The 11961-nt window shown below is 65.1% G+C and carries 11 protein-coding genes; 7 read left to right on the top strand and 4 right to left on the bottom strand.

The window, feature by feature from the left end; all coding sequences use genetic code 11:
- Nucleotides 1-139: 139 nt before the first annotated feature.
- Together RT551_RS19965 and RT551_RS19960 are read right to left on the bottom strand one after the other, a co-directional pair.
- Nucleotides 140-1105 (bottom strand): ribokinase, encoded by a 966-nt coding sequence (locus tag RT551_RS19965; RefSeq protein ID WP_313461755.1) that lies wholly within the window; start codon nucleotides 1103-1105, stop codon nucleotides 140-142.
- Between the two features lie 25 nt (nucleotides 1106-1130).
- Nucleotides 1131-2429 carry a nucleoside transporter C-terminal domain-containing protein gene (locus RT551_RS19960; RefSeq protein WP_313461753.1) on the bottom strand — a complete coding sequence of 433 codons (1299 nt, stop codon included), beginning with the start codon at nucleotides 2427-2429 and terminating at the stop codon, nucleotides 1131-1133.
- A gap of 203 nt (nucleotides 2430-2632) precedes the next feature.
- Between RT551_RS19960 and RT551_RS19955 the strand changes: the two genes are divergently transcribed.
- The 7 genes from RT551_RS19955 (at nucleotide 2633) to RT551_RS19925 (ending at nucleotide 10298) form a co-directional block, all read left to right on the top strand.
- Nucleotides 2633-3598, top strand: coding sequence for an aldo/keto reductase (locus tag RT551_RS19955; protein WP_313461751.1), 966 nt, complete (start codon nucleotides 2633-2635; stop codon nucleotides 3596-3598).
- Between the two features lie 402 nt (nucleotides 3599-4000).
- Entirely contained in the window at nucleotides 4001-4198 is a 198-nt protein-coding gene (locus RT551_RS19950; protein ID WP_125361888.1) for a hemin uptake protein HemP, read from the top strand.
- Between the two features lie 152 nt (nucleotides 4199-4350).
- Nucleotides 4351-6537: a TonB-dependent hemoglobin/transferrin/lactoferrin family receptor gene (locus tag RT551_RS19945; protein ID WP_313461749.1), complete on the top strand. Its 2187-nt coding sequence runs from the start codon at nucleotides 4351-4353 to the stop codon at nucleotides 6535-6537.
- A gap of 5 nt (nucleotides 6538-6542) precedes the next feature.
- Nucleotides 6543-7124, top strand: a complete 582-nt coding sequence (locus RT551_RS19940) for a Hemin transport protein (protein ID WP_313461747.1) — start codon at nucleotides 6543-6545, stop codon at nucleotides 7122-7124.
- Nucleotides 7125-7134: 10 nt separating this feature from the next.
- Nucleotides 7135-8064 carry a DUF6607 family protein gene (locus RT551_RS19935; RefSeq protein ID WP_313461745.1) on the top strand — a complete coding sequence of 310 codons (930 nt, stop codon included), beginning with the start codon at nucleotides 7135-7137 and terminating at the stop codon, nucleotides 8062-8064.
- Between the two features lie 837 nt (nucleotides 8065-8901).
- Nucleotides 8902-9195 carry a hypothetical protein gene (locus RT551_RS19930; protein WP_313461743.1) on the top strand — a complete coding sequence of 98 codons (294 nt, stop codon included), beginning with the start codon at nucleotides 8902-8904 and terminating at the stop codon, nucleotides 9193-9195.
- A 296-nt stretch (nucleotides 9196-9491) separates the two neighbouring features.
- Complete coding sequence (locus RT551_RS19925; protein ID WP_313461741.1) at nucleotides 9492-10298, top strand: hypothetical protein; 807 nt, start codon at nucleotides 9492-9494, stop codon at nucleotides 10296-10298.
- A gap of 69 nt (nucleotides 10299-10367) precedes the next feature.
- On the opposite strand, the gene RT551_RS19920 is transcribed toward RT551_RS19925, so the two are convergent.
- Nucleotides 10368-10721, bottom strand: coding sequence for a DMT family protein (locus tag RT551_RS19920; RefSeq protein WP_313461739.1), 354 nt, complete (start codon nucleotides 10719-10721; stop codon nucleotides 10368-10370).
- Between the two features lie 61 nt (nucleotides 10722-10782).
- Nucleotides 10783-11961 (bottom strand): FtsX-like permease family protein (locus tag RT551_RS19915; RefSeq protein ID WP_313461737.1); only part of this gene is annotated, 1179 nt, incomplete at its 5' end.

The raw sequence follows: 11961 nt of genomic DNA, 5'->3' as shown, positions 1-11961 counted from the left end.
TTGGTCGCCGCATCCATGCGGCTCACACCCCCGCAAACCCACCCCGACCCACCTTTGACAGTGTGTCGGTGACGGTGCCCGTGTCAAAGGCAAAAAAAAACGGCGCTTTCGCGCCGTTTCTTTTCAGTTTGCACGCCGATCAGGCGCTCTGCGCGTCCGCCGGGGTGAAGTGTGGCATGGCCACAGCCGCGCCTTCCTTCTCGGTGGAACGGCCGGCGAACTGGTTGGCGAAACGCACGTGGCGGGCGAACGCTGCGCTCGGGTCCTGGGCCATCGAGGCGACCAGGGCACCGTTGAAGGCGTCGCCGGCACCGGTGGTGTCGGCCACCTGCACCTGTTCGGCACCCACGCGGTAGTACGGCTGGGTGTCGCCGCGCAGGGTGTCTTCGTCGTGCGAGACGAACACGCCCACCGCGCCCAGGGTGACCACCACGGTGCCGTTGCCGACCAGCTTGCGGCACAGGGCGTGCAGGCTGGCACCATCGAGCGCGGCCACGTTGTCGGCGTCGATGCGCTCGCCCACGTGGCGGCCGAGCAGGGCGGCGAACTCGGTTTCGTTGGGGGTGAGCACGTCGGCCAGCTTGAGCAGGCCGATGCTGGACGGGGCGTCGGCCGGGGCCGCGTTGAGCACGGTGGTGGCACCGCCTTCGCGGGCGATGGCCAGGGCTGCTTCAATGGTTTCCACCGGCGATTCCAGCTGCGCCAGCACCACCTTGGCACCGGCCAGCAGCGGGCGCTGCTGTTCGATGAACGCGGTGCTGAGGGCGGCGTTGGCGCCGGGGCCGATCACGATGGTGTTGCGGCCGCGGGCATCCACGTAGATGCCACCCGTGCCGGTGGGTTCCGGGCTGGCTTCGGCGGTCAGCTCGAAGCCGTCCTGGGCGGCCAGGCCACGCGCCATGGCACCGCCGGCGTCGTCGCCGAGGGCGCACAGGAAGGTGGTGGCGGCACCGGCGCGGCGGGCCGCGACGGCCTGGTTGAAGCCCTTGCCGCCGGGGCCGGTGCTGTAGCGGCCGGCAATGGTCGCACCCGGGGCGGGCAGCGACTCGCAACGCCAGACATGATCCACGTTGAAGGAACCGACTACGACGACACTGCTACTCATAAAGATTGTTTCTCTAAAACGGATATCAGCTGAAATGCGTCAGCACGCCGGCAATGGTCGCCGTCATGAAGGTGGCGATGGTGCCGCCCAGCACCGCCCGCAGACCGAACTTGGCCAGGTCATGGCGGCGCTCCGGGGCCAGACCACCAATACCACCAATCTGGATCGCAATGGAGCTGAAATTCGCGAAACCGCACAGGGCGTACGTTGCGATCAGCCGGCCTTCATCCGAAAGGGTCATTCCCGGCACCTGGCCGTTGACGATTTTGGACAGTTCCGAGTACGCGACGAATTCGTTCAGCACCACTTTCTGGCCGATCAGCGAACCCACGGTGGTGGCATCGGCCCACGGCGTACCGATCACCCAGGCAATCGGGGCCAGCAGGTAGCCGAACAGGGTGGCCAGGTCGGTCGGGCGGCCCAGCAGGTCCTGCAGGCCGGTCACCTGGCCGAACCAGGTCAGCGGGGCGTTGAGCAGGGCGATCAGGGCGATGAAGGCCAGCAGCATGGCACCGATGTTCAGCGCCAGCTTCAGGCCATCGCCGGCACCGGCGGCGGCGGCGTCGATGATGTTGCTGGAGGTCTTTTCCACTTCCATCTTGACCGTGCCACGGGTCAGCGGGGTGCCGGTTTCCGGCACCAGCAGCTTGGCCACGACCAGGGTGGCCGGGGCAGCCATGATGCTGGCAGCCAGCAGGTGCTTGGCGTAGAACGCCTGCTGCACCGGGTCGCTGCCGCCCAGCATGCCCACGTACGCGGCCAGCACGCCGCCGGCAATGTGGGCCATGCCGCCGATCATCATGGTGATCAGCTCGGACTGGGTCATCTTGGCGATGTACGGGCGCACCGTCAGCGGCGCTTCGGTCTGGCCAATGAACACGCTGGCGCAGACGCTGGTGGTTTCCGCACCGGACACGCGCATGATCTTGGTGATCGCCCAGGCCATGGCGCGCACGATCGCCTGCATCACGTTGAGGTGGTACATGACCCCCATCAGCGCCGAGAAGAAGATGATGGTGGGCAGCACCTGGAAGGCGAAGATGAAACCGTACTGTTCGGTGTTCATCAGGCTGCCGAAGATGAAGCTGGAGCCTTCATTGACGAAGCTCAGCACCTTCACGAAGCCCTTGCCCAGCCAATCGAACACGTCGCGGCCACCCGGAATCAGCAGCACCACGGCGGCAAAGGCGATCTGCAGGCCGATGCCGGTGGCAACCAGCCGCCAGTCGACCGCACGCTTGTTGTTGGAGAACAACCAGGCGATACCGATCAGCACCACCAGACCAAACAGGCCGAAGCCGATCCTGCCCAAACCTTCGACCATGAGAAGCCCCCCTGGGGCACCGCGAAAAACGGGAAGCCTATAGTGGTGGCCGGGGCGGGGCAAGAAAAAGCGCCGCGCCAAAGGCGAACGGCCGCGATCGGGCAAGCATCCGCAAGGGTTTGCGCCCGTTTGGGGGCTAAACTGGTTCACATCGTTCAGGTTCGCCGCGCGGCCTGGCTTCCCGTTTTCCGCAGGAGACACACATGCATTACCGCCGCCTGGGCTCGACCGGCCTGAAGCTTTCCGCCCTGTCCTTCGGGGCCTGGGTGACCTTTGGTGACCAGATCGGCCGCGACGAGGCCCGCAACCTGATCGCCACCGCCTGGGACAACGGCATCAACTTCTTCGACAACGCCGAGGGCTATGCGCGCGGCCGGGCCGAACAGGTGATGGGTGACGTGATTGCCGACCTGCGCCTGCCGCGCGACGGCTACTGCGTGTCCAGCAAGGTGTTCTTCGGCTCCGTGGACGACCCGCGCCCGACCCAGCACGGGTTGTCGCGCAAGCACGTCACCGACGCCTGCCACGCCGCGCTCAAGCGCCTGCGGGTGGACTACCTGGACCTGTATTACTGCCACCGCCCCGATGCCGATACCCCCATCGCCGAGACCGTGCTGGCGATGGACACCCTGATCCGCCAGGGCAAGGTGCTGTACTGGGGCACCTCGGAATGGTCGGCCGCGCAGATCCAGGAGGCGGTGGACTTCGCCCGTTCCCAGCACCTGCACCTGCCGTCGATGGAGCAGCCGCAGTACAACCTGCTGCATCGCAAGCGGGTGGAAGAGGAATATGCCCCGCTGTACGCCGACCCCGGCCTGGGCACCACCATCTTCTCGCCGCTGGCGTCGGGCCTGCTCACCGGCAAGCACAACGCCGGCATGGAGCCGGGTTCGCGCCTGGGCCAGCAGGACATGGGCTGGCTGCGTGACCTGGTGCTGGGCGATTCGGCCGAGCAGCGCCTGCAGCAGGTGCGCCGTTACACCGAGCTGGCCACTGAGCTGGGCTATTCCCCGGCCGAATTGGCCATTGCCTGGTGCCTGCGCAACCCGAACGTGTCCAGCGTGATCCTCGGGGCCAGCCGGGTCGGGCAGCTGGAGCAGAACCTGCGCGCGCTGGAGGTGCAGCTGGATGAGACGGCCTGGGCGCAGGTGGAGGCGGTGTTCGCCTGATCCGGGGGAGCCCCCGCCCGATGCAATGCGGGTGTGGGGTCGATCCGTTCGGTGCAAGGCGGGTGTGGGATTCGATCCGTTCGGTGCAAGGCGGGTGTGGGATTCGATCCGTTCGGTGCAAGGCGGGTGTGGGATTCGATCCGTTCGAATGCCGGTGTGGGATTCGTAGAGCCGGGCTTGCCCGGCTGCTTTTTGCGCGGACCTTCAGCCGGGCAAGCCCGGCTCTACAACGGCGTGCCCCCAGACATCCCGTCGATAGCCCCCATTCACCCAATTCGATAGGCCCCATCTATCGAAAAACGAGAACTCGATAGGCAAAATCTTCAACGAAGTTGAGAATGGGTGTTGATTGTCAACTGAGAATCATTATCATTTAACTCGTCCCACGCACGAGTCCAGACAATGAACACTCAAGCCGCTGTACTGCTGCGCCCCGAAACCCTGACCCTGCGCGACCGCCCGGTCCGTGCGGTTCCGGCCGAAGATGTGATCGACAGCGAAGCCCTGCTCAAGGGCCGCCGCGAAATCCTGATCCAGCACGGCGACCGCTTCTATCGCCTGCGTCATACCAGCAACGACAAGCTGATCCTGACCAAATGACGTCGGCGGCGGGGCCGGCTTCCCTCCCACCGGTCCCGCGCGCCGCGCACGGCTCTCTCCCCCTCGACGCTTCGCCTGCGCGCCGCGATGTGCGGTCGTGGGGGTCGGTCGAGGGCCCTCTTTCTGTGTCCAGCCGAATTCTGCCAACCACCATGACCCGTTCCTACCTCGCTGTCGCCATTACCGCGTCGTTGCTGCCGTTTGCCGCCCACGCCGCGCCTGACGGTGCCGCCGACGCGCGCGAGTTCGACCGCGTGCAGGTCACTGCCACCCGCACCGAGCGCGCGCTGAGCGATGTGGCCGCTACGGTGGATGTGATCGACCGCGAGCAGCTGGACAATCATCTGGTCAACAACATCAAGGACCTGGTGCGTTACGAACCGGGCGTGTCGGTCACCGGCAGCCCGGCACGCTTCGGCCTGGGTGGCTTCCGCATCCGCGGCCTGGACGGCAACCGCGTGCTGATCCAGACCGACGGCATCGCCATGCCCAAGGCCTTCAGCATCGGCAGCTTCTCGGATGCCAACCGCAACTTCACCGATCTGGAAACGCTCAAGCGCGTGGAAATCGTGCGCGGCCCGGCCAGCGCGCTGTACGGCTCGGATGCGCTCGGCGGCGTGGTGGCCTTCGTCACCAAGGACCCGAACGATTACCTCAAGGACGACAAGAACAGCTACGTCGGCCTGAAGTTCGGCTATGACGGTGAGTGGAAGGGCCTGCTCGGCAGCGTCACCACCGCCTTCGGCGGTGACCACTGGAGCGGCATGGTGAACTTCAATCACCGCCAGGGCCAGGAAACCGAAAGCATGGGCGAGGTGCGCAGCAACGATCGCACCCGCACGGCGGCCAATCCGCAGGATCGCGACGGCCGCAGCGTGCTCAGCAAGCTGGTGTATGCGCCCAACGAGGACCAGCGCTTCAAGCTGACCGTGGAAGGCAACGAAGACAGCGTGGATACCGACGTGCTGTCGTCCATCGACCACACCACCACCACCGGCATGCAGGCGCGCGACCACCAGACCCGCGCGCGGGTGTCGTTCGCGCATGAAATGGACAACCTCGCCGCCGGCTTCGCCGACAGCCTGTCGTGGCAGCTGTACCGGCAGGACAGCGAGACCACCCAGCGCACCGACGAAACCCGCGCCAACCGCACCTCGCGCCACCGCGAATTCAACTTCGACCAGCGCGTGTACGGGCTGCAGGCGGTGTTCCACAAGGGCCTGGAAACCGGCAGCGTCACCCATGAACTGACCTACGGGCTGGAAGGCACCTGGACCGAAACGCGGCAGAAGCGCGACGGCTACCAGGTCCTGGCCAACGGCCAGATCAGCACCACCATCCTCCCCGATGCGTTCCCGGTACGTGACTTCCCGATCAGCAAGACCACCGAGCTGGGCCTGTATGTGCAGGACGAAATGCGCTTCGCCGACGGCCGCCTGTCGCTGGTGCCGGGCGTGCGCGTGGACCACTACGAACTGCGCCCGGACGTGGATGCGATCTTCGCCGCGGACAACCCCGGCATGGCGGTGTCCGACCTGACCAAGACCAGCGTGTCGCCGAAGCTGGGCATGGTGTGGCGCTTCGCCACCGACTGGTCGCTGTTCGCCGGCTACTCGCACGGCTTCCGCTCGCCGCCGTACAACGACGTCAACCTGGGCTTCACCAATGTGATGTTCGGGTACACCGCGATTCCGAATCCGGATCTGAAGCCGGAAACCAGCGATGGTTTTGAGCTGGGCGTGCGTTACCTCACCCCGGCGGCCTACGTCAGCGTCAGCGGCTACTACAACGACTACAAGGACTTCATCGAGTCGCAGCGCCAGGTCGGCATCAACGACCAGGGCCTGATCGTGTTCCAGTCGCAGAACGTGGCCGATGCGGAAATCTACGGTGCCGAAGTGAAGGCCGGTGTGGACTTCGGCGAACTCAGCGCGGCCCTGGCCGGCTGGTCGTTGAACGGCGCGGTGGCGTGGTCACGCGGCCAGAACAAGACCGAAGACGTACCGCTGGCCTCGATTGATCCGCTGCGCGGCACGCTGGGTCTGGCCTACGACCGCGACAGCTGGGGAGTGGAACTGGCCGGTACCTTCGCGCGCCGCAAGGACCGCCTGCCCAGCGACACCACCTTTGCCCCGGCCGGTTACGGCGTGCTCGACCTGATGGCGCACTGGGAGTTCGCGCCGGGCGCGAAGTTCAACGTGGGTGTGTTCAACCTGGGCGACCGCAAGTACATCGATTACTCGGCGATCACCACCGCGCTGGCCACCAACAGCACGGTGATCGACCGCTACACCAATCCCGGCCGGAATGTTTCGGCCAGTCTCTCCGTCAGCTGGTAGCCGCCATGAGCCGAGCCCTGTCCGCCCTGCGTTCCTCCGATCGGTACCTGCGCCCCGCCCAGCTGCCTTCTCCGGCGCAGCTGGCGGCCCTGGGCACCGTGCTGTGCCTGTACCGCCCCGAAAGCAGCGAGCTCGGCGGCTGGCAGCATGCGGTGTCTGCTCACGCCTGTCAGGGCGTGGACAGCGAAGGCATCCGCGAAAGCCTGTGCTTCGCCGATGCACGCGGCCGCTGCTGCTGGCGGCTGTACCTGCTGCCTGACAGCGACTTCCTGGCCTGGGACCGCTTGGTCTCGGCCTACCCGGCGCGCCCGGAGACGGCGTTCGAGGGTGGCGTGGCCGAGCGCCTGTGGCGTCGCTTGGCGACCAAGCTCGGCAACGAGACGTGGCGCATGTGCGCGCTGCGGTTGCAGGTGGGTGAGGGCAATCGTCTGGCGGCCAGCCTGGCGTCGTTGTCGTCGCTGGGTGCGGCGACCGCACGCCGTATTGCCGATGTGGAAGGTGCCGAAGGCGAGCTATGGACGGACACGGCCGGTTTTTCCGCAGCGGCCACGCCGCTGCTTCATCTTTCTTCACTCCGCCCTTCCTGAGGCTTTCTCAATGAAATACCAGACAGCCAGCGCGTGGCTGCTGCTTGCCGCCAGCGGCATGGCCCACGCCCAGCCCTCCGACATCAAGCGCGACCACGACAGCATCCTGGCGATGCAGGGCGAATACATCGTGGACTTCGCGTTTGACGAAACCGTGCTGCTGAAGCCGGGCTATGAGCGCGCACCGGCGGTGCGCAGCGGTGGCAATGAAGTAGTGATCGTGGTGGAAGACACGCCGCAGAGGATCGTGCTGCAGCACATTCTGGTGGACGGCAAGAGCGGTCACGTGACCAAGCATTGGCGTCAGGACTGGGTGTATGAAGCGCCGAACCGCTTCGAGTTCAGCGCGGACCAGACCTGGCAGGTGCGCACGATTCCGGCGGCACTGAACGCGGGCGCGTGGACACAGTGCGTGTATGAAGTGAGCGACGCGCCGCGTTACTGCGGTACGGGCAAGTGGGACTACAGCAATGGGGTGGCAACGTGGACCAGCGACCTGAGCTGGCGTCCGCTGCCGCGCCGTGAGTACACGCGGCGCAGCGACTACAACGCGCTCGCGGTGATCAACCGGCACACGCTGACGCCGAACGGCTGGACCCACGAGCAGTTCAACACCAAGATCCTGCGCGGCGCGGACGGCAGCCAGCAGGAGATCGCGCGCGAATTCGGCTTCAACGACTACAACAAGACCACGGACGTGGACTTCAAGCCGGCCTACGACTACTGGAAGGCCACGGCGGATTACTGGGGCAAGGTGCGCCAGCGCTGGGACGGCTTCCTGGGCCAGGCGCCGGGCGTGCACCTGAAGACCAAGCTGGACGGCATGGCGATGATCATCCCGCTGTTCACCCAGGCGCAGGACCTGCAGGACGGCAAGAAGGTCAAGGACGCGCAGATAGACGCCGTCTTCAAGCAGTGGGTAGAGAAAGCCCCGAACTGACCCACCACAACTGCATGCAACCGGGCATGCCCGGATGCCCTTGCCATGTAGAGCCGGGCTTGCCCGGCTGCTCTTGCTCTTGCTCCTGCTCCTGCTCCTGCTCCTGCTCCTGCTCTGGTGGGATCGGTCGAAAGACGATCGCACGGACGCTCTCCACAACCGGTAACGACTGGAAATCACCGGCACCGGCAGGTCACCGGGCTTCACCCGGTGCCTTCATGCATTTCGGCGAACAGCCCTCGGCTAACTGATCTCCTGGCTGGGTGGGTCGAGGCGGGCGTTCCGGGGGACGGCGTGAATCCGTCCATGGAGCCTCGGTCGCCGCATCCATGCGGCTCACGCCCCCTCCAACCCACCCCGACCCACCCTCGACAGGTGGTCGGTGGCCATGGGAAATCAAACGCACACGCACTCGCGGTCCAATTGCGACGCCCACTCCATCGCACCACCTCCCGAAAAACCAAACCCACATCACAGAACCGCGCATCCCTCCCACGCTGCAGATCACACGATTCCGTGCCAACCCCGACATGTTCCCGGTGTCATGCGCCGAACGCGACACGCAAATTGCATCTGCATATCGAGAACGCAAAAATCGATAGACAACATCAATCGCTGATCGATGTTCATTTGCTGCAGGCTTGTCCTCAAGGAGCGTAGTAACTCCGAGGTCAGCAAACGATGTCCTGCGTTGGATCGAGCGTCCCGCGTCGGGAGGATGGCTAATACAACACCCTCTTGGGGGAAATACGCCTGCCGTTTTGCTGGCCTCACGGTTACTAACCTCCCGACCTCCTCGCCAGCCCGGCGAGGAGGCACATCGAAGAGGATATTGTCGTGATCGAAGATCCAGTCTGGGTGCGAGCGAAGACGAGCGCGGAACTGCGCAGCAGCTTCAAGCAGGTGCTGAAGCACACGAAGTACAGCCCGTCAGAGGCGATTCGTCTGTTCATGAGGAAGACGATTGAGCTGGGCCCGAAGGAGGTCCGCAAGGCCTGTGTGGACGTTGCCAGGAATCTCGGCAAGTCGGGCAAATCGGGCAATCCAACCATTCAGGGTAAATCGGGTGATCCGAGCAAATCGGGCAACCTGGGGAATCCGGGCAATCCGGACAATCCGGGCAATCCTTGACGCACGGTAGGGTCGCACGACAGTCGACCGCCGATAACGTCCATCGATGCTGTAGGGCATGACCTGCGAACGGAGAAGCGCGCCTCCGTCAAAGGTCACTCGTTACCGTGCAGATCGCCGTTATCGGCCGTCGTCTATCGACCGACGCTACCAAAGCGAGCATTCCGCCGAATGAGTCGCGCATGGGTGGCATGGCGTACACATCCCGTGCCCGTCGCGAATGTGATCGATTCCCGAAAGCGTCATTCGCGAAATTGCTGGCTACTGCCTACTTCACTCGCATGGAGTAGTTCTGCATGAAGATCTCCGGCATGTTCACCACGCTCATCGGGGCCGTCGCTGCGTTTCAGGGTGCGAGAGGCGCTCCCATCACCGCACCGGAAAGCGGCACCAGTACTGCGGTCAATCTGACCTGCATCTCGAACGGTCCCATTCCCTCGGATATACAGGCCGCGCTGGAGCGCAACTATGGTGCCTGCCTGCAGCGGCTGGACCAGAATCCGCGCATCACTGCTTCAATGACAAACGAGGCAATCGAGTCAGTCTGCACGACGGAGGCTGCAATCGGTGCTGCGTTTGAGAAGTCGCTGAAGAGCACGATGCCCGGGGACACGCGGAAGATCCGCACTATCCTGCATCGTCAGCTTGAAGGGCGCTCAGAGAATCCGTTGGGAGATATCGAGTCCGGGGGGTACACCACGGACACGCTACTGAAGATGAACTTCATTGACTACAAGGAAAGCCAGACGTCGTACTACGCGGACAACCTGGCCCGTCAGGTCGAGTTCCTGGCCCGCTATATCCCCGAGCAGGAACGCGGCTCGCTGGCCGACGCAAGGCGGGCGTTCAAGCAGCCCGCATGCTGGAAGGCGTGGGCTGCGACCAATGATAAATGGGTAATGGCGGAAATCAGCAAACGCGTCGTCTTCGCTGACATGCGTGGGGTGCTCCATCCCGCCTCGTTGGATCGAGTTGAGCTGGAGGAACTCAAAGGCGCTCTGGAAGATATGCAGTTCGGCAACTCCGCGCTGAAACGGCGCATGCTCAATGATGCGCTGACCGAGCTGGTGCGGCAGCATCAGGCGGCGGTTGTTCCGTCGTAGAGCCACGCCCTGCGTGGCTGCGCGGTCCCAAACGAGGTCGAAGCCACGCAGGGCGTGGCTCTACGACCGTTATTCCTTGAACATCAGGAACGCCGCCACCACGATCAGCCCGAACGCGGCGTAATGGTTCCACTTCAATGGCTGGTCCAGATAGAACGCGCTGAACACCGCGAACACCACCAGGGTGATCACCTCCTGCATGCCCTTCAGCTGCGGCGCGGAATACACCGCGCTGCCGAGCCGGTTGCCGGGCACCTGCAGGCAGTATTCGAAGAAGGCGATGCCCCAGCTGACCAGAATCACCGTCATCAGCGGCGCGCTCTTGTACTTCAGGTGCCCGTACCAGGCGAAGGTCATGAAGATGTTGCTGCCAACCAGCAGCAACACCGGGTAGAGGTAGGAGGCGAAGGAGGTGCCGGGCATGGTACGGGGCGTTCAATGGGGGCGAGGCGCGCAGCATAGCAACGCGCCCCGCCCGGATACGTCACGCCTCGCGCAACGCCAGCGCCGGCGGGGTGCGCAGAATGCGCCGGGTGCCCCACCAGCCGGCCAGCATGCTCAACGCCATGCCCAGTGCGCCACCCAGCAGCAGCGGTCCCCACGGCGGGGTCAGCTGCAGCTCGAACACCTGCCTGGCCACCACGGTTCCCAGCAGAGCCGCCGCCCCGACCGCCAGCCCGGAGGCCAACAGCCCCAGTGCCCCGAACTCCACCAGCACCGCGCCACGCAGCTGGGTGCGGGTGGCCCCCAGCGTGCGCAGCACCGCGCTGTCGTAGCGGCGCTCACCCGCCGTGGCCTGCAGCGCTGCCAGCAGCACCAGCACGCCGGCCAGCAGGCTGAAGCCCATCACCAGCTGCACTGCCTGGGTCACCCGGTCCACCACCTCGCGCACCCGCTGCAGAATGCCGTCGATGTCCAGCAGCGAGATGTTGGGGTACTCGCGGGTCAGCCCGGCCAGCGCCGGGGCCTGCGCACGCGGCAGGTGGAAGGCGGTGATCAGGTTGTACGGCGCATCGCCGACCGCGCCTTCGTTGAGCAGCAGGAAGAAGTTGACCCGGAACGAGTCCCAGTCGGCCTTGCGGATGCTGGTGATGGTGAAGGTGCGTTCCTGCTCGCCCATCTGCAGGGTGACGGTGTCGCCCAGCTTCATGCCGTAGCGCTCGGCCCAGCCTTCCTCGATGGACGCCTCGGGCGCGGTGCTGCCGGTTTCCCAGAATTTCCCGCTGACCAGCGTATTGGCGGCCGGGAAGTCATGCCGCCAGCTGAAGTTGACCGGGCGGTTGGCGTCGTCGTCCTCGTTGCTGTTGTCCTCGCGCTCGGCCCGCTGCGGCGGGCGGTTGTTCAACGCCAGCAGGCGGCCGGTACTGAACGGCTCGACGCTGGCATCGCCCACGCCCAGCCCCTTCAAGGTATCCAGCACCGCCTGACGCTGCTCCGGCTGGATGTTCATCAGGAAATAGTTGGGCGTATCCGCCGGCAGACGATCGCGCCACTGCGCAAGCAGGCCCGGGCCGATCACCGACAACAGCAGCAGCGCACACAGCGACAGCGACAGTCCCACCAGCTGCATCACCGCCAGCCCGCGCCGACGCGTCAGCGCGGCCAGCCCCAGCTTCCAGCGCCCGCGCAGGCGTGCCTGCACGCCACGCACCGCCCACAGCAG

It is taken from the genome of Stenotrophomonas sp. (assembly GCF_032103445.1).
GTDB lineage: Bacteria > Pseudomonadota > Gammaproteobacteria > Xanthomonadales > Xanthomonadaceae > Stenotrophomonas.
This window is presented reverse-complemented; position numbering and strand designations above follow the sequence as displayed.